Raw genomic sequence first — 20,177 nt, forward strand, 5'->3', positions numbered from 1 at the left:
GGTACCCCGGGTGCGTCGGGTCAGGTATGACGTAGACCACACCGGACCGAAGGAGCAGGGCTGTGCGATTCACCTATGCCGAGGCCATGACCGACCCCGCCTTCTATGTGCCGCTCGCGCAGGCGGCGGAGGAGGCCGGCTATCACGGGATGTCGATCGCGGACAGCCTCTGCTATCCGAAGGAGTCCGATTCGGTCTACCCCTACACGCCCGACGGAAGCCGGGAGTTCCTCGAGAACAAGGCGTTCGTCGAGGCGTTCGTGCTCGCCACCGCGCTCGGGATGGCGACGACCACGCTGCGGTTCACCACCTTCGTGCTGAAGCTGCCGATCCGTCCCCCGGTCCTCGTCGCCAAGCAGGCCACCTCGGTGGCCTACATGATCAACAACCGGCTCAGCCTGGGCATCGGACTGAGCCCGTGGCCGGACGATTTCGAGGTGCTGGGCGTGCCATGGGAGCGGCGCGGCAAGCGGACGAACGAGGCGATCGACATCCTTCGCGGTCTGGTGAGCGGTGACTACTTCGAGTACCACGGCGAGATCTTCGACCTGCCCGCTATCAAGCTGAGCCCGGTGCCGAGCGAGCCCATCCCGATCCTCGTCGGCGGGCACAGCGACGCCGCGCTCCGGCGTGCGGTGGTCAGGGGCGACGGGTGGATGCACGCTGGCGGCGGTGACGAGGAACTCGACGTCCTGCTCGCGAAGCTGCAGCGGATGCGCCGGGCGGAGGGCACGGAGAACAGCCCGTTCGAGATCCACGTGATCTCGCCGCAGGCCTACACGGTGGACGGGATCAGGCGACTCGAGGACAAGGGCGTGACCGACGTGATCGTCGGCTTCCGCGACCCTTACAGCGTCGCGCAGGACACGGAGCCGCTGGATGCGAAGGTCGCAGCTCTGAGGGGCTATGCCGAGACCGTGATGTCGAAGTGCGGGTGACTCGCGGGAGCTGACGCCAAAAATTCATCCAGATTTCCGTGGTCGTGCCCGAAATATCGGTTTAGTCTCGGGCAATGACGTCGTCGAGTCGTAAGCGTGTCCGAGCCGTCACCCGCCTGGTGCCGGTACTGCTGGCCGGTGCCCTGGCCTTCACCGTGCCGGGGACCGCGAGCGCCGAACCGTACAACGGTCCCGACGTCGCCTCGTGGCAACACCCAGGCGGGTCGGGCATCGACTGGTTCGCCGTCCGCGCCTCCGGCCACGAGTTCGCGATGGTCAAGGCCACCGAGGGACTCTCGTACGTCAACCCGTTCTTCGTGCAGGACGGGATCGGCATGCGTGCGGCCGGGATGTCCCGCGGCGCCTACCACTACGCCGACGTCCGGCAGTCGCCCGAGGCGCAGGCTGCCTTCTTCGCGTCGACGTCGTTCCCGGTGATCGGGGGCGACGGACTGCCGCCGGTGCTCGACATCGAGGACTCCAAGGGCCTGCCGCCCGCCGCGGTGATCGACTGGACGCGCCGCTACCTCAACTCCGTCCAGGCGCTCACCGGCAAGCAGCCGATCATCTACACGTACCCGAACTTCTGGCGCACCGCGATGGCGAACACCGCGGAGTTCTCCCACTACCCGCTCTGGATCGCCGACTACAACGGCAAGGACGCGCCCGGCCCGCTGCCCGGCGGCTGGCGGAACTGGACGTTCTGGCAGTACACCAGCACGGGGCGGATCCCCGGCGTGAACGGCAACGTCGACCTCAACATCTACGGCGGGGGCCTCGGCGACTTCGGCAGCTCCGCCAACCCGTTCGGTTCCTGAGGTCCGCGCCCGCTGAACCGGGGGACGGTCAGCCGCAGATTGCCGCGTCCACGATTCCGTACACGGCGTCCTCGGAATCGGGGCCGAGGCCGTTGGTCACCGACGCCTCCATCCGCCTGCTGCCGTCGAGGGTGGTGAAGGCGAGGGTGGTGTAGCCGGGGATGCCTCCGCTGTGACCCCACGCGGTCTTTCCACAAGGGGTGTTCCTGGACAGCGCGCCCAACCCGTACCCGTGCCCGTCGGGGATGGACCGGGCCGAGGTCAGCTCGGCGAGCTGGGCGGGCCGCAGGAGACGGCCGTCGACCAGCGTGGTCAGGAAGAGGTCCAGGTCGGAGGTGGTGGAGATCATCTCGCCTGCGGCGCCGCCCCAGCTCGGGTCGAGTTCGGTGGTGTCCAGGGGCACCCCCGCGGCCGGGTGGTAGCCACGGGCATGCGGTCCGGGGATGAACACGCTGCCGCGCGGGGCGCTGGTCGCGAGCATCCCGAGCGGTGTGGTGATCCGAGCGGCGACCTCGGTGTCCCAGGATCGCCCTGTCACCTTCTCGATCAGCATGCCAAGCACGATGTAGTTGGTGTTGGAGTAGGCCCAGTCGGTGCCAGGCGCGTAGTCCAGAGGCTTGCTCGTCGCCAGGTCCACCAGCTCCTGCGGGGTGTAGGGCCGGAACCGGATGCCGAGGAACTCGCCGTCGTCCAGCGGGAGGGAATCGGTGTAGTTGTACAGCCCGCTGGTGTGCTGCAACAGCATCCGGACGGTGATGGTGTCGCCGTCGGGCAACAGTCCGGGCAGGTACCGCGTCACCGGCGCGTCCAGCTCGACCCGTTCCTCCTCCACCAGCTGCAGCAGCACGGTGGCGACGAACATCTTGGTCACGCTGCCGATCCGGAACCGGCCGTCCTCGGGAACCGCCCACGGCGTGCCGAGCACACTCGAACCGGCGGTGGCGGTCGCGGTCCGTCCGTCCCACGTCGTCCGGACCTGCACGCCGACCGCGCCGTTCGCGAGTATGCGGTCCATCGCCTGCTGCACCGCCGCGCCGGTGGCGGTGGTGGGTGCCTGCGGCTGCGCAGCCGCAGGCGCCGCGCCGACGAGCAGGGCGGTGGCCGCGGCGGCGAGCCCGGAGGCTACGGGTCTGCTTCTCATGCTGGGGTTCTCCTCGATTGTCGCCCGATAACTCTCGGCACCGACGCTATTGACGCGCGACGGGTGCGACGATCCCCCTGACTACCGGATCTGAGGTACAGCCTGCCCCACCCCGGACACGAAAGGGCGCCCTCCGGAAAACCGGAGGGCGCCCAGGGTTCGCGAGGGTCAGACGCCGACCCGTCCGCCGCCCGACTTCCAGGCCGCGACGACCGACGGCCGGGGCTGGCTGGTGCCGCCGTCCGGCCAGTGCGAGGCCGGCTTGTCGGCGCTGGCCCCGTCGAGCTCGCCCGGGTGCTGCACGCAGACCATCACGCGGGACTCGCCGACGATCGGCCCGCAGGTCTCGGCGCCCTTCGGGACGGTGAGGAACTGCTTGGTCTCGCCGCGCCGGTCGCCGTCGAGCACCACGCTGAACAGGCCGTCGTTCGACTTCAGCGCGTTGCCGTCGGTGGAGATCCACAGGTTGCCGTGCGGGTCGAACGCCAGGTTGTCCGGGCAGGAGATCGGGCTGACCTGCGTCTTGTCGAACCCGCCGAAGTAGGTGTCGGCGGCCGCGGGGTCACCGCAGACGAGCAGCAGGTTCCACGTGAAACCGGTGCCTGCGTGCTCGTCCTCGATCTCGAGGACCTGCCCGTTCTTGTTGTTGTTGCGGGGGTTCGGCTCGTCGGTGGCGGGCTTGCCCTCCTCGCCGCGCTTGGTGTTGTTGGTCAGCGCGACGTACACCTTGCCGGTCTTCGGGTTCGGCTCGAAGTCCTCGGGACGGTCCATCTTGGTGGCGCCCACCTTGTCGCCCGCGAGCCGGGTGAACACCGCGACCTCCTCCGGGCTCATCCCGTCGACCAGGGACTCGGCCTTGCCGTCCTCGCCGGTGCGCAGCAGCGGGATCCACTGGCCCTTGCCCGCGAAGCGTCCGGAGGACGGCAGCTTGCCGGAGCCGTCGATCTGGTCCGGCTCGTCGCCGGTCAGCTTGGCGACGTACAGCGTCCCCGCGTCGAGGATGGTCAGGTTGTGCCGCATGCTCGACTGTCCGTTGCCGGGCATCATCTTTCGCGCGGACACGAACTTGTACATGTAGTCGAACCGCTCGTCGTCGCCGCTGTAGGCGACCACGGTGCCGTCGTCGGTGACATAGATGGTCGCGGACTCGTGCTTGAACCGGCCCAGCGCGGTGTGCTTGATCGGGGTGGACGCCGGATCCCACGGGTTCACCTCGACGACGTAACCGAAGCGGTTCGCCTCGTTCGGCTCCTGCACGAGGTCGAAGCGGCGATCGAAGCGCTCCCACTTCCGCTCGCTCGCCCCGCCCTCGATGCCGTATCGCTTCAGCCTGGCGGCGACGGTCGGGTCGGTCACCTGATCGGCGTTCGCGAAGTACTGGTTGAAGTTCTCCTCGCCGGAGAGCACCGTGCCCCAGGGCGTGACGCCGCCGGAGCAGTTGTTGAGCGTCCCGGTCACCCGGGTGCCGGTCGGGTCGGCGGCGGTCTTGAGGAGGTCGCTGCCCGCGGCGGGGCCGGTCACCAGGAACTCCGAGTTCGCGGTGATGCGGCGGTTGTTCGGACCGAATTCCGGTGTGAGCCTGCCTGTTCCGGGCTCGCCCTTGACCTGAACGACGGACAGGCCGTGCGCGGCGATCGCGGTCTGGAACTGCTGAAGGGTGGGATTTGCGGGGTCGTAGCCGGTGAACATGAAGGGCTCGGTGGTGTACTCGTGGTTGACCACCAACAGGTAGGTGTTCGGCTGGCCCTCGACGGGGAGCAGGCCGGCGAAGTCGTTGTTGAAGCCGAACTGCATCTCCTGCGCCTGCGGCGTCTGGTTGGCGAAGTCGAACGCGGGCGCGCCGGGCAGCACCGGGTCGCCCCATCGGATCACGACGGCCTGCTCGTAGCCCTCGGGGACCACGACGGCGTCCTCGGTGTTCGGCGCGACCGCGGTGAACGCGGTGCCGGCCGGGGTCTCGCCGCCGCCCGCCGCCGTCGTGGAGCCACCGGCCGAGCCGCTGCCGGAGTCGTCGGAGCACGCGACCAGGGCACCGCCCGCACCGACCGCGAGCACCGCGACGGCGCCGGACTTGAGCAGCCCGCGCCGCGACATCGCGGCGCGCACGATGTCGCCGAAGTACTCACCGCCGGAGGTGTTCGGCACCTCGTGCGAGCAGGCATTGCCGCACTTGTACTGGCAGGTGATCGATGCCCGCGATGATTTGCCGTCGTGATTGACAAACAGCGCGAGGGGCTTCAGCTTCACGTGGTTCTCCTGGTCGAAGGTTCAACTCGGGTGACCGTAGAAGCAGTAAGCAAGGGCAAAGGAACGGCAAAGTGAACGACCGGACAATGAGGCGACCCTAAGTCCAGTGTCCTTGCCGCCCAGCGGGAAACGTCCTTGTCGCCTGGTCATGGGGGGCCGAGCATCGTTCGGATCGAAGCGAACTCAACCCCGGAGGAACATCAATGACGCTGAACTCCACCATCGCCGGCGGCGATGTCCGACAGATCGAGGCCGTCGCGGCCCCGACCCGGTTCGCCCGCGGGTGGCACTGCCTGGGACTGGCGCGGGATTTCCGCGACGGGAAGCCGCACTCGGTTGAGGTCTTCGGCACCAAGTTGGTCGTCTTCGCGGACAGCAAGGGCGAGCTCATGGTGCTCGACGCCTACTGCAGGCACATGGGCGGGGACCTGAGTCAGGGCTCGGTCAAGGGTGACTCGATCGCCTGCCCCTTCCACGACTGGCGCTGGGGCGGCGACGGCAAGTGCACCGGCATCCCTTACGCCCGCCGCGTCCCGCCGCTCGCCCGCACCCGCGGCTGGCTCGCGCTCGAGCGCAATGCGCAACTGTTTGTGTGGCACGACCCGCAGGGCAACCCGCCGCCTGCCGACGTGACGATTCCCGCGATCGACGGGGTGGGCAGCGACGAGTGGACCGACTGGACCTGGAATTCGGTGCTCATCGAGGGCTCGCACTGCCGTGAGCTCGTGGACAACGTCGTGGACATGGCGCACTTCTTCTACGTGCACTTCAATGTGCCGCGTTCGTTCAAGAACGTCTTCGAGGGTCACGTCGCCTCGCAGTACATGAGCTTCACCCCGCGTACCGACGTGAACGTGGACGTCGACTTCGGCGAGGACAGCATCACCCAGTCCGACGCGTCGTACCACGGCCCGTCCTACATGATCGACAGGTTCCACGCCGACATCGGTGCGCACGAGCCGCTCGAGGCCGTGCTGATCAACTGTCACTACCCCGTGACGTCGAATTCGTTTGTGCTGCAATACGGGATCATGGTCAAGAAGATGGCCGGGATGTCCACCGAGCAGGCCGACGAGATGGCCAAGGGCTTCGGCGACGGGACGATGGCGACGTTCGAGCAGGACATCGTGGTCTGGAAGAACAAGGCGAAGATCGACAACCCGCTGCTGTGCGAGGAGGACGGCCCGGTATACCAGCTGCGGCGTTGGTACAGCCAGTTCTACGTCGACGTCGAGGACATCACCCCGGACATGGTCACCCGGTTCGAGTTCGAGATCGACACCACCCGGTCCGGGAAGCACTGGGACGAGGAGATGGCCGCGAACCGGGCCGCCAAGGCGGCGGAGCCGGCGAACGCGTAGCGCCACGCCAACCGTGCGCGAGTCTCAACCCGATGGGGGGGAGACTCGCGCACAGGCGGCGCAGCCGCTACAACACCTGGGAGAGGAAGGCCTGCAGCCGTTCGGTCTGCGGGTCGTCGAAGAGCGCCTCCGGCTTGCCGGTCTCCACCACCACCCCGCGGTCCATGAACAGCACGGTGTCGGAAACCGAACGGGCGAAACCCATCTCGTGCGTGACGACGACCATCGACATGCCGCCGGACGCGAGGTCGCTCATCAGCGCCAGCACCCCCTTGACGAGCTCGGGGTCGAGCGCGGAGGTGGCCTCGTCGAAGAACATGATCTCCGGCTTCATCGCCAGGGCCCGGGCGATCGCGACCCGCTGCTGCTGGCCGCCGGACAGGTTGCCCGGCCGTGACTCCGCTTTCTGTGCCAGCCCCACCAGCTCGAGCTGCTCGAGGGCAACCGCCCGCGCCTGCTCCTTGGAGAGCCCACGCAGCTTGCGCGGGCCGAGCGCGATGTTGTCGATCACGGTGCGGTGCGGGAACAGGTTGAAGTGCTGGAACACCATGCCGATCCGCTGCCGCAGGGTGTCCGGGTTGTCGCCGAGCACCGACCGGCCGTCGAGCAGGATGTCGCCCCGTTCGGGCTCGTGCAGGCGGTTGAGCACCCGCAGCAGGGTCGACTTGCCGGAGCCGGACGGGCCGATGACCGAGGTGGTCTTGCCTGCGTCGACGTGGATGTCGACGCCGCGAAGCACCTTGTTCGTGCCGAAGGACAAGTGCAGGTCGGTGCCGGTCAGCGAGACCGATTTGGTCGCGGTGGTCACGGGCTATCCCCTTTCCACGACGATGGCTTGTTCGAGCGGGTCGAGTGTGCCGGAGGTGTCGGCCCTGCCGGTCCGCAGGCGCCGGTCGATGTAGTTCACCAGGTGGGTGAGCGGGATCGTCAGTGCCAGGTAGAACAGGCCGGCGGCCACCAGCGGCGACAGGTTGCCGGTCTGCGCGTTGAGGTCGCGTCCGACGGCGAAGAGTTCCCGCTGGGTCGCCAGCAGGCCGAGGAAGTAGATCAGTGAGGAGTCCTTGATCAACGAGATGAACTGGTTCATCAGCGCGGGCAGCACCCGGCGGACGCCCTGCGGGATCACCACCAGTGTCATCGCCCGGCGGTAGCTGAAGCCGATCGCGCGGGCCGCCTCCAGCTGCCCCGGCTCCACGCTCTGGATGCCGGAACGGAAGATCTCGCCGATGTAGGCGGCGGCCAGCAGGGCCAGCGCGGCGGCGCCGAGCCAGTACGGGTTGTTACCGGTCAGGCCCTTGACCACCGGTCCGACGCCAAGGCCGATGATCAGGATGATGACCACCGCGGGCAGCCCGCGGAAGACATCGGTGTAGACCCGGGCGGGCCAGCGCAGCCAGCGGGTGCGCGAGATGCCCGCGACCGCGAGCAGCATGCCCGCCACGGTGCCGATCACCCCCGAGGTGACGGCGAGGATCACCGTGTTCGGCAGGCCGGTCTTGAGTAGGTCCGGGATGGCCTTGCGGTACAGGTCCCAGTCGAAGAAGGTGGCGCCGAGCTGGGTGAGCGTCGACTGCTGGGCGGTCTGCGACTGCTCGGATCCCGCCGCCTCCGGCTTGGCGAGCGCCGCGAAGTCCGGCAGCTCCGGCGCGGGCGCCGCCTTGCTGCCCGGCTTCCAGCCCTCGGGCAGCTCGCGCGGCACCCAGTCCGAGTACAGCGACGCCCAGGTGCCGTCGGCGATCACCGCGTCCAGCCCGGAGTTCAGCGCATCGATCAGGGGCTGGTTGTCCTTGTTGACGGCCCAGCCGACGAAGTTGTTGAGGCTGAAGGTGTTCTGCACGATCGAGGTGGGGTCACCGGGCTTGATCGCGCCCTCGGCCTGCTGGGACGGGGCCACCCAGGCGTCGATCTGACCGGTCTTGAGGTTCGCGTACGCGGTGTTGTAGTCGGGGAACTTCACCGGGTCGAGGTTCAGGGTGTTCACGACGTAGTCGTCCTGGACGGTGCCCTGCACGACGCCGATCCGGGTGCCCGCGTTCAGGTCGGAGAATCCGTGGATGGGGCTGCCGTTCGGCACCACAAGCGAGAAGTAGCCGAAGTCGTAGCCGTTGGTGAAGCCGACCGTCTTGCGCCGCTCGTCGGTGGTGGTGATCGAGGACGACCCGACGTCGAAGCGGTTCGTCGCGACCTGCGAGAGCAGCCCGGCGAACTCGGTACCGGAGAACTCGATCTCCAGGCCGAGCTTGGCGGCGACGGCCTTGAGCAGCTCGTTGTCGTAGCCGGTGAACGTGCCCGAGGAATCGACGCAGATGCTCGGCGGGGCGTCGGACAGGGTGCCGACGCTGAGCTTGCCCGGCGTGGCCAGGCCGAGCGCGCCGATGTCGATCTGATCCAGCGGCTTGGTGCTCGGAGTGGTGTACCGATCCTCCGCGGCCGTGGCGGCGGCCGCGTCCAGGTTGGTGGGTGCGGCGGAGGCGCTGCCGACGCCGGGCGGGGCGCACAGGTCGGTGGCCGAGGTGGCCGAGTCGCCGCCACCACCGCACCCGGTCAGCGTCAACGCGAGCAGCGCCAGCAGGGCGATGAGCACCCGACTCTTCACGACATGTGGACGAACCATGCAGAGGAGCCTAGCGGCGCCGGGGGCCGGGACCCGGGAACCGTTTCGGTTCGGTGAAGGCCGGTCAGGCCAGGCCCTCGATCGGCTCGGGCAGCCGGTCGGCACGCCAGCGCAGCGCCTCCAGGACCGTGGACAGGTCGTAGTCGGGCCCGCCGGTGCCGACGGTGAACAGGGTCACGCCCGCGTCGAGGAAGTCCTGCGCGGCCTCCGGTCCGGGCCAGGCGACCGACCGCTCGATCCGCGCGGGTTCGCGGCCGACGGCCGCGCAGTGCTCGGCCAGCACCTGCGACTTGTGCCGCAGCGCGTCGAGGTCGGCGAAGCTGTGCCACACGTCGGCGTGCTCGGCGACCAGGCGCAACGTCTTGCGTTCGCCGCCGCCGCCGATGAGGATCGGGATGTGTCGGGTCGGCGCCGGGTTGAGCCTGTCCAGCCGCGCAGAGATCCGCGACAGGTTCTCGCCGAGCAGCTTCAGTCGATGCCCCGCGGTGCCGAACTCGTAGCCGTACTCGTCGTAGTCCCTCTCGAACCAGCCCGCCCCGATGCCGAGGATGAGCCGCCCGCCGCTGATGTGATCGACCGTGCGGGCCATGTCCGCGAGCAGGTCCGGGTTCCGGTAGCCGCCGCCGCTGACCAGCGCGCCGATCTCCACCCGCTCGGTCTGCTCCGCAAAGGCGGCGAGCATCGTCCAGCACTCGAAGTGGGCGCCGTCGGGGTCGCCGTAGAGCGGATAGAAGTGGTCCCAGGTGAAGACGATGTCGACGCCCGCGTCCTCGGACCGCAGCACCGCGTCGCGGATCAGGCCGTAGTCGGGCGCGTGTTGCGGCTGGAGCTGGACGCCGATGCGAAATCCGTGGGTCATCTGCACTCCTTGACTCGTCGAGGAAGGCCGGATCCCACCGTAGTCCGTGAGGGGCCGGCCCCGCAGTCCTCTGCAGGGTTGGGAGATCAGCGCCCTCTGACCGCACAGAGTGTGTACGACGCGGGGAGCCGCTCGGGGTTCTCGGCGAGCCGCCACTCCCCGCGCTCGTCACACACCATCGCGTCGGGCAGGGCATTCCAGGGAACGCTGTCGTGCTCGGTGAGCGCGGTGATCTCCATGCCTGCCCGGAGAAGCGCGGTCACGATCTCGCCGAGGCCGTGGTTCCACTCGTGCGTTGTGTTCGCCTGGAGCCGGATCTCCGTCTCGACGTACGTCTCCTCGTCCGTCCACACCAGCGGTTCGACCTGCTCGAAGTAGGGGTACCGCAGGGCGAGCACATCCGAGCGGGCGTCGTCGAGCGCCCACAGCACGGGATGGGCCTCGCGCAGGAACAGCCGGCCGCCCGGTCGGAGGAGCCCCGCAACCGTCTCGGCCCACCGCTCGATGCTCGGCAGCCAGCACAGCGCCCCGATTCCGGTGAACACCAGATCCTGCGACGCCGGACCGAGGATCGTCACGGCGTCGTATACGTCCGCCTCCACGAAATCGACCGGGTCCGCGGTGCGGGCGACCAGCTTGCGGGCCTCCGCCAGCGAGGCCCCGGAAAAGTCCAGCCCGGTCATCCGCGCTCCGAGCCGGGCCAGCGACACCGTGTCGGTGCCGATGTGGCACTGCAGATGCACTCCCGTCAGCCCCGAGATGTCGCCGAGCATCGGACGGTCGAACTCGACTACCGCGCTGACGAATTCGGGATCACTGACGAATCGCTCCACCGCATAGTCCGACGAGACGGCGTGCGCGGGTGCGCGTTCGTCCCAGTTCGCCTTGTTGATCTCTCGGTACTTTTCGCTCACGAGCACACCCTAGGCGCCGCGTCAGCGCCAGGTTTCGCGCCGCACGATCCGTGGCAGGCGAAGCAGCGGGAGCGGCCGGTGGGTGGTGACGATCCAGGCCTCGTATCCGTTCAGCGCGAGCAGGACCGCGAGGACCAGCGTCGCGGTCGCGAGGGCGGGGAGCAGCGGCGCCGCCACCGCGATCGCGCAGCAGGCTGCGGCCGCGGCAGCCCGCTGCACGGTGGCCGCGCCGAACATCCGCCACCTGGCATAGCAGAACCCGAACAGGTACAGCGCCACGCCGGGGGCGAGCAGCAGCTCGGGCAGCGAGTGCGGCACGGACAGCGGATAGGCGAGCAGCTTCTTCAGGCCCACCGCGATCATGATGATCCCGGTGACGTAGATGAGGTGCGCGTAGCTGAAGACATCGGTGACGATGCGAGCCTGCTCGGGACTGTGCTCCAGGCTGTGGCGGGCGGCGGGGGCGCCGTAGTGGAAGTACGTCCACCACAACAGGACGATGATGAGGAACGCGAGCGCGAAGGCGGCGTAGGTGGGCCCGTCGAGGTCGATCCCGGCGGCCTGGCCGCCGACCGCGACCACCGTCTCGCCCAGCGCGATGATTAGGAACAGCCCGAACCGCTCCGGCAGGTGCGCGGTCTCGATGCGGACGTGGCTCAGGCCCGCGGGCAGCACCCGCGGGGCGATCAGCTCGATCAGCGCGGCCGCGGTCCACGCGGCGATCCGCCACGGCCCCTCGAGGAAGGCGCCCAGTAGGAACAGCGGCGCGGCGACGAACGCCGACACGGCGAACGGCTCCAACCGGAGTCGGGCGGACCCGCCGGGAAGTCGGCAGGAAATGGCCCACAACAGAAGGCGGAGCACGACATACCCGGCGGCGAAGACCAGTGCACGGTCGCCGAACGCCTCACCAACGGCCACCGACATCAGGAGCCCACAGCCGGCGACGCTGAAGAGCGCCACCCTGCCCAGCGCCTGATCCACGAGGACGCCCGCCCGGTTCGCGAGCAGCGTCGTGCCCACCCACCCCCACCACAGCGGCATGAACAGCAGCAGCAAACGGGCCGCCTCGCCGATGTCGTGTGCGCCGGCCAGCGTCGTGGCGATCTGGGTGACCGCGAAGACCCAGATCAGGTCGAAGAACAGCTCGGCCCACGCGACCCGCTGCTCGGGTGGGGATTCGATCGGAGCGTCGGCCACCGAATCGGCGCCGTCGAGTGCAGGCTGGTCCACGCGGTCTCCCCCATCGCCGACTGGTACGGCGACGAAGTTTAGGGCCACACCTCATGGGCGGCAACGGCACTCCGGTCCAGCGCGACAATTCGGACATCGGGAAGAGTGCCGGTTCCGATGAGGTTGGCATGGGCGATGATCGTTGCCGCAGACCGATGCTCGGGCGGGAACGGACGTCGATGATTCAGCACGGCGCCGAACCCGGCGGCCGGCGAACTGTGGGGAGGTCACGATGGAGACGGAGCGTGTCGAGTTTCGCGCGGAGGACGGCACCAGCCTGGTGGGGGTCCTGCGCGTGCCGGCAGGAGCGACAAGGGCGGTGACGTTCACAGGCCCGTTCACCGGGGTGAAGGAGCAGGTCGTCGGAACGTACGCCGATGCCCTCGCGCGCGCCGGATTCGCCACGCTGGCCTTCGACCATCGGAACTACGGTGAGTCCGGCGGTGTGATCCGCAGGCACGAGGACGCCGCGGGCAAGGTGGCCGACCTGCGCGCGGCCGTCGGTCACCTGGGCGCACTGGGGTTCGGACGGATCGGCCTGACGGGCGTGTGCCTGGGTGGTGGGTACGCGCTCAAGGCCGCGGCCCAGGACCCTCGGGTGGCCGCGCTGGCCTGCGTGGCGGGCGCGTACCCCGGTGCCCCTGGCAGTTTCGCGCACCGCGGCGGTGATTACCGGGAAGCGTTGCGGGACATCTGGGATCGCGCGTGGACCGAGGGCGGTGAGCCGGTCTATCAGAAGGCGGTGACCGACGACGGCGGACCGGCGGCGATGATGGGCGCGGAGCCGTTCGAGTACTACGGAACGGACCGCTCGTACAGCCCCCACTGGGAGAACAGCGTCACCGTCGCGTCGGGATACCAGACGATGACGGTCGACACCCTCGCCGCCGCCGACCTGATCTCCCCCACCCCGCTGCTGGTGGTGCACGGCACCACCGATGAGTTCTGCAGTCCCGAGGGCGCTCAGGCCGTGTACGACAGGGCCGGCGAGCCGAAGAAGATCGTCTGGCTGCCCACCACCAACCACATCGACCTCTATGACATCCCGGAATTCGTGAACCCTGCCGTCGACGAGCTCACCGCATTCTTCTCCGAACACCTCTGACACATCGGTACGGCGGGTGGCTCAGGCCCGCACCACCCCGACCACCGGCGCGAAGTCGCACGGCGGCAGGCCCCAGCTCGTGTTGTCCAGGACGCTGCCGAAGACCACGAAAACGACGGTGCCCGTACCGGTTTGGAGGGTGTTGGACAGGGTGACGATGTAGTCGGCCGGGCGCTCCTGGAACATCGGCGCCCGGCCCGACTGCATGGTGTTCAGGTTGAGCCAGGCGACCTCGAGGTGGTCGGCCTGCCGGGGCGAGGACATCGCGGTGTTCATCGCGCTGAAGAACACGTTGACCTGCCCGGGCGCGATGGCGGGGACGGGCAGGTTCGTGTCGACCGCGGGTCCCGCGATCGCCTGGGCGATGCCGACCGAGTCGTTGTCCTCGCCGAAGCCCGGCGGAAGGCAACCCGCGGCAGTCGTGTCGTACAGGAATGGCTGGGCCCGGCCCTCGACCAGGTGCACCGACCTCGGGAAGTAGTTGTAGCGCGGCGTGCCGCTCGCCGCGCGCTCGATCGTCGTCGCGATGGATTCGGCGGTACGGGTGCTGATCGGCATCGCCGCCGACCTCAGGGCGGTGTGTACCGCGGTGATGTCATCGACCGGTACCGGCGCAGCCTGCGCGGGCCCAGGCAGGGCGAGCAGGGTGCCGAGGCACGCCACCGACACCGCGATCCGTCCACGCATCTTCCGACTGTCGTTCATGCTCTGCGATCTCCCCCTGGGTCAGCGAACGCGGTCCGACTGTCTGCGGGCCGAACCCGCCAACAGTCAATCGGCACCGGGCGGCCAGGAGTTAGCGGCGAGACCGAAACGTGACGAGCGGTACGAAATGTGTAGAGAAGAGGCCGTCGTGACCGTCACGCGCTGCCGGCGTCTTCCACCGCGTCGAAGTCGGGGAACGAGTGGTGTTCGTGGGCGATGACCCAGCCGCCGTTTTCGCGGCGCAGGCCCATCGTCACGCGCAGGCGGTTCTGGGGGCGTTCTGCGAGTTCCTGCGGTAGTCCACACCGCAGCAGCGCGTGCGCGAACGCGACGTCCTCCCCGGCGGTGACGTCGAGAGAGACGATCTCGAAAACCGCTCCCCTGGAATGCCACTCGAAGAACTGTGGCCAGGTCTCCCGGTAGGCGGGGAGGCCGCGGACGCCCTCGCACGGCGGCGGCACGTCGAACATGACGATGTCCTCGCTGTGGTCGGCGAGGACACCGCCCAGGTCCCCCTCGTGCACCGCGACGGCCCAGCGTTCGATCAGGGCTCGGATCTGTTCGGTGTCATCGGTCATGATCAGTCCTTCCCGTTGGACCGCTGTGTGAACCGCGGTGCCTGCTCGCCCCGCACCGATCGTGTGGAAGCTTCCGTCCGCAGAGGGCGAGGAGGATGTCCTGTGCGTGTCCGGTGACGGGCTTCCCCGATCCGATGGCGAAGTCCAGGTCGGTTGCCCGCAGCTCGACACCGTGCAGGTCAGTGCCGAAGTACTTCAGATTCTTGGTCGACAGGTCGCCCAGGACGACGCGTACGCGGTCAGCGGGCACCGTGCGGTCGAGCCCGAGCCCGGTGGTGATGTCGAGGCCGTGGATCACGTCATGCGACAACGCCCCCTCGTAGACGCCACCCGGTGGCTTCCATGGATGGTCAACGTTTTCGCGGAGCGACGCCACGAGTTGCCCTGAGGTCAGCTCCTCCGCGTCCTTCCTTGCCGCCCGGTCGGCCATCCGGTTGAAGTTGCCACCCGCCTTGGCGATCCCGAACACCACCTGCAGCATCGAATACCGGTACGCCATGGTCATGTGCGAGACGACCTCGCGGACCCGCCAGCCCTCGCAGAGCGTCGGGGAGTCCCAGGCCGCCTCGGGCAGCCCCGCCAGCAGTTCCGCCAGCTCCATCCGCTCCGCCGCGATCATCGGGCGGATCTGCTCCTGTGTCAGGTCACCACCGGTCATCGCACAATCTCCTGCCATCGGGCCCGTAGGGCGTGTGAACAGGTAGACCCGCCTCGACGGCGGAACTCATCGGGCTGCTCTGCGATACTGGCCGCGCACCACCCTCAACTCGGATCGTCCGGCACGTTCCTGCCGGTGAAGGGATCGATCGACACCATGGCGACAGTCACCTACGACTCCACCAGCTGCGTGTTCCCCGGCTCCACCACGCCGGCCGTGGACAAGCTGAACCTGCACATCGAGGACGGCGAGTTCCTCGTCCTGGTCGGCCCGTCCGGCTGCGGCAAGTCCACCTCGCTGCGCATGCTCGCGGGACTGGAGGAGGTCGACTCCGGACGCATCCTGATCGGCAACAAGGACGTCACCGGCACCGAGCCGAAGGAACGGGACATCGCGATGGTGTTCCAGAACTACGCGCTGTACCCGCACATGTCGGTAGCCGAGAACATGGGCTTCGCGCTGAAGCTGGCGGGCACCCCGAAGGCGGAGATCCGCCAGCGGGTGGAGGAGACCGCGAAGCTCCTCGACCTCTCGCAGTACCTCGAGCGCAAGCCGAAGGCGCTCTCCGGCGGCCAGCGTCAGCGCGTCGCGATGGGCCGCGCGATCGTGCGCCAGCCGCAGGTGTTCCTCATGGACGAGCCGCTGTCCAACCTGGACGCGAAGCTGCGCGTGCAGACCCGCACCCAGATCGCGCAGCTGCAGCGCAGGCTCGGCACCACCACCGTCTACGTCACCCACGATCAGGTCGAGGCGATGACGATGGGCGATCGGGTCGCCGTGCTCAAGGACGGACTGCTGCAGCAGTGCGCCTCGCCGCGCGAGCTGTATTCCCGGCCCGCCAACATGTTCGTGGCCGGCTTCATGGGCTCGCCCTCGATGAACCTGTTCACCCTGCCCGTCACGGACGGCGGCGTGCTGTTCGGCGACACCGTGATCCCGGTGCCGCGCGGCGCCCTCGCCCTTGCGCACGAGCCGGAGGTGGTGCTCGGCATCCGCCCCGAGCACCTGGAGCTCTCCGACCATGGCATCCCGATGGAGGTGGACGTGGTCGAGGAGCTCGGCTCGGACGCGTACATCTACGGCCGCACCACCCTCGCAGGCGCCCCGCACGAGGTGGTCGCCCGCGCCGACTGGCGCAACCCGCCGCAGAAGGGCCAGCAGGTTCGGCTGCACGTCGACCCCTCCGAGCTGCACTTGTTCTCCGCTGCGGACGGCCGCAGGCTCGACTAGATTCCTGACCGATTCAGGTTCGACGTAATGTCTCGGTTCGGCGGTGTTCCGTGCCACAGTAGGCAACGACACGGGCATCGGCGTCGCGCGATTCGTGCTGCGCCGGACCGACCGATCCGATCCACCGACTACCGGGGAGATACTCCATGGTTCTGAATACGAAGGCGGTCCGCCGTGCGGCGGTCGCGGCAACTGCCGCATCGCTGCTCGCGATCACCGGTTGCTCGAGCGACAGCGGCTCCGGCTCCGGCGACGCCTCGGCTGAGAACACCGGCGGCCGTGGTCCGATCTCGTTCGCGATGGGCAAGAACGACACGGACAAGCTCACCCCGGTCATCGCGAGCTGGAACGCCACGCACCCGGACGAGCAGGTCGAGCTCAAGGAACTCCCCGGCGAGGCCGACGACCAGCGCGACAAGCTGGTCCAGTCGCTGCAGGCAGGCAACTCCGACTACGACGTGATGGCGCTCGATGTCACCTGGACCGCCGAGTTCGCCGCCAACGGCTGGCTGCAGCCGCTCGAGGGTGACCTGGCGATCCAGACCTCCGGCCTGCTGCCCGCCACCGTCGCCAGCGCGACCTACCGCGACAAGCTGTACGCGGCCCCGCAGAACACCAACGCGCAGCTGCTCTACTACCGCACCGACCTGATGCCGACGGCGCCTGCGAACTGGCAGGCGCTCACCGACAGCTGCGCCGCGGCCACCGCCAAGTCCGTGGACTGCCTGGTCACCCAGCTCAAGCAGTACGAGGGCCTGACCGTGAACACCACCCAGGCGATCAACTCCTGGGGCGGCTCGGTCGTCGGCCCCGACGGCCAGACCCCCGAGGTCGAGTCGCCCGAGGCCAAGGCCGGCCTGAAGTCGCTCGTCGACGCCTACGGGAAGGGCCAGATCGCCAAGCGCTCCACCGGCTTCACCGAGGAGGAGACCAACCTCGCGTTCGTCGGTGGCGAGTCCATGTACGCCTACAACTGGCCGTACATGTACTCGAACGCCGAGAAGGACAGCTCCAAGGTCAAGGGCAACGTCGCGGTCGCGCCGATCGTCGGCCCCGCAGGCCCCGGCGCGTCCACCCTTGGCGGCTACAACAACGGCATCAACGTGAACTCGAAGAGCAAGCAGACCGCTCGCGACTTCGTCGAGTTCGTGCAGAACCCGGAGAACCAGCAGTCCTTCGCGGACGCGTCGTTCCCGCCGGTGCTCGCGTCCGTGTACGACGACGCCGCGCTGATCGCCAAGTACCCGTACCTGCCCGCGCTCAAGGCCGCGCTGGAGAACGCCGTGCCGCGCCCGGTCACGCCGTTCTACAACGCCGTCACCAAGGCGATCCAGGACAACGCGTACGCCGCCATCACCGGTAAGAAGAGTGTCGACCAGGCGACCGCGGACATGTCCGCGGCCATCTCGGCCGCGTCCAAGTAAGTCAGTAAGGCCAGGACCCGGCTCGGGTCCTGGCAGTTCGAATCACGAAGAGAACCAGGTACACCAACGATGGCTGACTCTGCTGGGCCACGGCAGGCAGACGAGGCCCGCGCCGCGGCCGGAGTCCTCACCGACTCCGGCCGCGACGTCAGCGCCTCCGGGCGCGAGGTACCCGACAGCGGGTATCCGGGTCGCGACGACGTAGCACCCCCACCGCGCAAGCGAGACCTGCGGGCGGTGTGGCTGATCGCGCCGACGATGGTGATCCTGGCGATCGTCATCCTCTACCCGGTCCTGCGGGCCATCTGGCTCTCGTTCCAGGCCGACAAGGGCCTCGACCCGGTGACCGGCACGTTCACCAAGGGCGGCTTCGCCGGCTTCGATCACTACCTGATGTGGCTGACCCAGAACTGCGGTTCCGGGATGGGGTCCTGCCCGCCCGGCACCCTGGGCGCCGACTTCTGGCCGTCCGTCGGGATCACCTTCTTCTTCGCGGTCGTCACCGTCACGATCGAGGTCCTGCTGGGCCTGTGGATGGCGACGATCATGGGCCGCACCTTCTTCGGGCGTTCGCTGCTGCGGGCCGCGGTGCTGATCCCGTGGGCCATCCCGACGGCGGTCACCGCCAAGCTGTGGTTCTTCATCTTCGCGGAGAACGGCATCGCCAACAAGATCCTCGGGACCGACATCGCGTGGACGACGGATCCGTGGGCGTCCCGGTTCGCGGTGATCGTCGCCGACGTCTGGAAGACGACGCCGTTCATGGCGCTGCTCATCCTGGCCGGGCTGCAGATGATCCCGCAGGACGTCTACGAGGCCGCCAAGGTGGACGGAGCCAGCGCCTGGCAGCGGTTCACCCAGATCACGCTGCCGCTGGTCAAGCCCGCGCTGATGGTGGCGGTCCTGTTCCGTACCCTCGACGTGCTGCGCATGTACGACCTGCCCGCGATCCTCAACGGCGACAGCGGCGCCACCCCGACCACCACGATGTCGATCCTGGTGGTCGCGGACATCCGCAACGGCAACTTCAACAGCGCGTCCGCGCTGTCGACGCTGGTGTTCCTGATGATCTTCGCGGTGGCCTTCATCATGGTGAAGTTCCTCGGCGCCAACGCGGTGCGTACGCAGGACGAACAGCGCAAGGGAGACAAGTAGTGATGGCGGGACGGCACCGCAGCGACGAGCTGGCGAAGTCGCCCTTCGGTCGCAGCCATGAGCAGGCCGCGCCGACCGAGCGTCGTCGGCGCTCCCCGTGGCCGAGCGTGCGCACCTACATGGGCGCGGCCATCATCCTGATCTGGGGGCTTGCCCCGTTCTACTGGATGGTCATCACCGCGTTCCGGGACGTCGACCACACCTTCGACACCACCCCGTGGCCGACCTACGTCACGCTCGACAACTTCCGGGACGCGCTGGCCACCGACAAGGGCAACGACTTCCTCGGCGCCATCGTCAACAGCCTCATCATCGGCGCCGCGACCACCGCGGTGGCGATGATGCTCGGCATCTTCACCGCGTACGCGCTGGCGCGGATCGAGTTCCGCGGCAAGTACGTCGTGACCGGCATCATCCTGGCGGCGTCGATGTTCCCCGGCGTGGCGCTGGTGACGCCGCTGTTCCAGCTGTTCGGTGACATCGGCTGGATCGGCCACTACCAGGCGCTGATCGTCCCGAACATCTCGTTCGTGCTGCCGCTGACCATCTACACGCTGACCTCCTTCCTCGGCGACCTGCCGTGGGAGCTCGAGGAGGCGGCCCGGGTCGACGGCGCCTCGCGGGGACAGGCCTTCCGGAAGGTGATCCTGCCGCTGGCCGCGCCTGCCCTGTTCACCACCGCGATCCTCGCCTTCATCGCGACGTGGAACGAGTACATGCTGGCGAACATGCTCTCCACCCGCGCGACCGAGCCGGTGACGGTGGCGATCGCCCGGTTCGAGGGCCCGGACTCCTTCTCGCAGCCGTACACCGCGGTGATGGCGGCGGGCACGCTGGTGACGGTCCCGCTCGTGATCATGGTGCTGATCTTCCAGCGCCGGATCGTGTCGGGTCTGACCGCGGGCGGCGTCAAGTCGTGAGCCGTCGCTCGTGAAGAACCGGGCGCGGCGCCGACAGCAGGTCGAGATGCTGATCGGGATCCTCGGGTTCTTCACGGTCATGGCGTTCATCGCGGCGGTGGCCGGGATCGTGCGAGGCGAGGCCGGTATCACCGAATCGCTGGTGCTGGCGGGCTGTGCTGTGTTGCTGGGGTTGGCCGTCGCGGTGTGGCGAAGGGTGCGCTGATCCTCATCCTTCGCGGGTGAATCTGGTGACACGCCGACGGCGGGGCGGCGAACTTGTGGCGCGTCGTTGGCC

General features: G+C 68.5%; 19 protein-coding genes. 9 read left to right on the plus strand and 10 right to left on the minus strand.

The window, feature by feature from the left end:
- The first annotated feature begins 62 nt into the window (after positions 1-62).
- The gene (locus tag ACWFRB_RS00175; RefSeq protein WP_452637946.1) at positions 63-938 is read left to right on the plus strand and encodes a TIGR03619 family F420-dependent LLM class oxidoreductase; all 876 of its coding nucleotides are present in this window, start codon (positions 63-65) and stop codon (positions 936-938) included.
- 74 nt (positions 939-1,012) lie between these two features.
- Positions 1,013-1,756, plus strand: coding sequence for a glycoside hydrolase family 25 protein (locus ACWFRB_RS00180; RefSeq protein ID WP_452637947.1), 744 nt, complete (start codon positions 1,013-1,015; stop codon positions 1,754-1,756).
- 28 nt (positions 1,757-1,784) lie between these two features.
- On the opposite strand, the gene ACWFRB_RS00185 is transcribed toward ACWFRB_RS00180, so the two are convergent.
- Together ACWFRB_RS00185 and ACWFRB_RS00190 are read right to left on the minus strand one after the other, a co-directional pair.
- Entirely contained in the window at positions 1,785-2,897 is a 1,113-nt protein-coding gene (locus ACWFRB_RS00185) for a serine hydrolase domain-containing protein (RefSeq protein ID WP_452637948.1), read from the minus strand.
- 168 nt (positions 2,898-3,065) lie between these two features.
- On the minus strand, positions 3,066-5,144 hold the full coding sequence (locus ACWFRB_RS00190; protein WP_452637949.1) for a PhoX family protein: 2,079 nt from the start codon (positions 5,142-5,144) through the stop codon (positions 3,066-3,068).
- 203 nt (positions 5,145-5,347) lie between these two features.
- On the opposite strand from ACWFRB_RS00190, the gene ACWFRB_RS00195 reads away from it, so the two are divergent.
- On the plus strand, positions 5,348-6,505 hold the full coding sequence (locus ACWFRB_RS00195; protein ID WP_452637950.1) for a Rieske 2Fe-2S domain-containing protein: 1,158 nt from the start codon (positions 5,348-5,350) through the stop codon (positions 6,503-6,505).
- A gap of 67 nt (positions 6,506-6,572) precedes the next feature.
- On the opposite strand, the gene ACWFRB_RS00200 is transcribed toward ACWFRB_RS00195, so the two are convergent.
- The 5 genes from ACWFRB_RS00200 to ACWFRB_RS00220 all read right to left on the minus strand — a co-directional run bounded on the left by ACWFRB_RS00200 (position 6,573) and on the right by ACWFRB_RS00220 (position 12,125).
- Complete coding sequence (locus ACWFRB_RS00200; protein ID WP_452637951.1) at positions 6,573-7,313, minus strand: amino acid ABC transporter ATP-binding protein; 741 nt, start codon at positions 7,311-7,313, stop codon at positions 6,573-6,575.
- A gap of 3 nt (positions 7,314-7,316) precedes the next feature.
- Positions 7,317-9,119 carry an ABC transporter substrate-binding protein/permease gene (locus tag ACWFRB_RS00205; protein ID WP_452637952.1) on the minus strand — a complete coding sequence of 601 codons (1,803 nt, stop codon included), beginning with the start codon at positions 9,117-9,119 and terminating at the stop codon, positions 7,317-7,319.
- Positions 9,120-9,183: 64 nt separating this feature from the next.
- Positions 9,184-9,978, minus strand: a complete 795-nt coding sequence (locus tag ACWFRB_RS00210) for an LLM class F420-dependent oxidoreductase (RefSeq protein ID WP_452637953.1) — start codon at positions 9,976-9,978, stop codon at positions 9,184-9,186.
- Positions 9,979-10,064: 86 nt separating this feature from the next.
- A complete protein-coding gene (locus ACWFRB_RS00215; protein ID WP_452637954.1) occupies positions 10,065-10,892 on the minus strand; it encodes a class I SAM-dependent methyltransferase in 828 nt (275 codons plus the stop codon).
- 21 nt (positions 10,893-10,913) lie between these two features.
- Positions 10,914-12,125 (minus strand): low temperature requirement protein A, encoded by a 1,212-nt coding sequence (locus ACWFRB_RS00220; protein WP_452637955.1) that lies wholly within the window; start codon positions 12,123-12,125, stop codon positions 10,914-10,916.
- Positions 12,126-12,357: 232 nt separating this feature from the next.
- Between ACWFRB_RS00220 and ACWFRB_RS00225 the strand changes: the two genes are divergently transcribed.
- Positions 12,358-13,230 carry an alpha/beta hydrolase gene (locus tag ACWFRB_RS00225; protein WP_452637956.1) on the plus strand — a complete coding sequence of 291 codons (873 nt, stop codon included), beginning with the start codon at positions 12,358-12,360 and terminating at the stop codon, positions 13,228-13,230.
- A gap of 21 nt (positions 13,231-13,251) precedes the next feature.
- On the opposite strand, the gene ACWFRB_RS00230 is transcribed toward ACWFRB_RS00225, so the two are convergent.
- From ACWFRB_RS00230 to ACWFRB_RS00240, 3 genes are all read right to left on the minus strand, one after another.
- On the minus strand, positions 13,252-13,935 hold the full coding sequence (locus tag ACWFRB_RS00230; RefSeq protein WP_452637957.1) for an Rv1157c family protein: 684 nt from the start codon (positions 13,933-13,935) through the stop codon (positions 13,252-13,254).
- 155 nt (positions 13,936-14,090) lie between these two features.
- Positions 14,091-14,513: a YybH family protein gene (locus ACWFRB_RS00235; RefSeq protein ID WP_452637958.1), complete on the minus strand. Its 423-nt coding sequence runs from the start codon at positions 14,511-14,513 to the stop codon at positions 14,091-14,093.
- Positions 14,503-15,171, minus strand: coding sequence for a maleylpyruvate isomerase family mycothiol-dependent enzyme (locus tag ACWFRB_RS00240; protein ID WP_452637959.1), 669 nt, complete (start codon positions 15,169-15,171; stop codon positions 14,503-14,505). Before ACWFRB_RS00240 ends, ACWFRB_RS00235 begins: the two co-directional genes overlap by 11 nt.
- 156 nt (positions 15,172-15,327) lie before the next feature.
- On the opposite strand from ACWFRB_RS00240, the gene ACWFRB_RS00245 reads away from it, so the two are divergent.
- The 5 genes from ACWFRB_RS00245 (at position 15,328) to ACWFRB_RS00265 (ending at position 20,105) form a co-directional block, all read left to right on the plus strand.
- Positions 15,328-16,401 carry an ABC transporter ATP-binding protein gene (locus ACWFRB_RS00245; RefSeq protein WP_452637960.1) on the plus strand — a complete coding sequence of 358 codons (1,074 nt, stop codon included), beginning with the start codon at positions 15,328-15,330 and terminating at the stop codon, positions 16,399-16,401.
- A gap of 146 nt (positions 16,402-16,547) precedes the next feature.
- Positions 16,548-17,825 carry an ABC transporter substrate-binding protein gene (locus tag ACWFRB_RS00250; RefSeq protein ID WP_452637961.1) on the plus strand — a complete coding sequence of 426 codons (1,278 nt, stop codon included), beginning with the start codon at positions 16,548-16,550 and terminating at the stop codon, positions 17,823-17,825.
- A gap of 69 nt (positions 17,826-17,894) precedes the next feature.
- On the plus strand, positions 17,895-18,980 hold the full coding sequence (locus tag ACWFRB_RS00255) for a carbohydrate ABC transporter permease (protein ID WP_452637962.1): 1,086 nt from the start codon (positions 17,895-17,897) through the stop codon (positions 18,978-18,980).
- A gap of 119 nt (positions 18,981-19,099) precedes the next feature.
- The gene (locus ACWFRB_RS00260; RefSeq protein ID WP_097210921.1) at positions 19,100-19,900 is read left to right on the plus strand and encodes a carbohydrate ABC transporter permease; all 801 of its coding nucleotides are present in this window, start codon (positions 19,100-19,102) and stop codon (positions 19,898-19,900) included.
- A gap of 10 nt (positions 19,901-19,910) precedes the next feature.
- Positions 19,911-20,105 (plus strand): hypothetical protein, encoded by a 195-nt coding sequence (locus tag ACWFRB_RS00265; protein ID WP_452637963.1) that lies wholly within the window; start codon positions 19,911-19,913, stop codon positions 20,103-20,105.
- Positions 20,106-20,177 lie beyond the last annotated feature (72 nt).

Source organism: Rhodococcus sp. NPDC055112 (assembly GCF_053607505.1).

What these genes read in the sequence shown, in the direction of transcription:
- ACWFRB_RS00180 (WP_452637947.1), top strand. Translation starts at nt 1,013, where the DNA reads ATGACGTCGTCGAGTCGTAAGCGTGTCCGAGCCGTCACCCGCCTGGTG.
- ACWFRB_RS00185 (WP_452637948.1), bottom strand. Translation starts at nt 2,897, where the DNA reads ATGAGAAGCAGACCCGTAGCCTCCGGGCTCGCCGCCGCGGCCACCGCC.
- ACWFRB_RS00195 (WP_452637950.1), top strand. Translation starts at nt 5,348, where the DNA reads ATGACGCTGAACTCCACCATCGCCGGCGGCGATGTCCGACAGATCGAG.
- ACWFRB_RS00205 (WP_452637952.1), bottom strand. Translation starts at nt 9,119, where the DNA reads ATGGTTCGTCCACATGTCGTGAAGAGTCGGGTGCTCATCGCCCTGCTG.
- ACWFRB_RS00210 (WP_452637953.1), bottom strand. Translation starts at nt 9,978, where the DNA reads ATGACCCACGGATTTCGCATCGGCGTCCAGCTCCAGCCGCAACACGCG.
- ACWFRB_RS00225 (WP_452637956.1), top strand. Translation starts at nt 12,358, where the DNA reads ATGGAGACGGAGCGTGTCGAGTTTCGCGCGGAGGACGGCACCAGCCTG.
- ACWFRB_RS00230 (WP_452637957.1), bottom strand. Translation starts at nt 13,935, where the DNA reads ATGAACGACAGTCGGAAGATGCGTGGACGGATCGCGGTGTCGGTGGCG.
- ACWFRB_RS00235 (WP_452637958.1), bottom strand. Translation starts at nt 14,513, where the DNA reads ATGACCGATGACACCGAACAGATCCGAGCCCTGATCGAACGCTGGGCC.
- ACWFRB_RS00240 (WP_452637959.1), bottom strand. Translation starts at nt 15,171, where the DNA reads ATGACCGGTGGTGACCTGACACAGGAGCAGATCCGCCCGATGATCGCG.
- ACWFRB_RS00245 (WP_452637960.1), top strand. Translation starts at nt 15,328, where the DNA reads ATGGCGACAGTCACCTACGACTCCACCAGCTGCGTGTTCCCCGGCTCC.
- ACWFRB_RS00250 (WP_452637961.1), top strand. Translation starts at nt 16,548, where the DNA reads ATGGTTCTGAATACGAAGGCGGTCCGCCGTGCGGCGGTCGCGGCAACT.
- ACWFRB_RS00255 (WP_452637962.1), top strand. Translation starts at nt 17,895, where the DNA reads ATGGCTGACTCTGCTGGGCCACGGCAGGCAGACGAGGCCCGCGCCGCG.
- ACWFRB_RS00260 (WP_097210921.1), top strand. Translation starts at nt 19,100, where the DNA reads ATGGGCGCGGCCATCATCCTGATCTGGGGGCTTGCCCCGTTCTACTGG.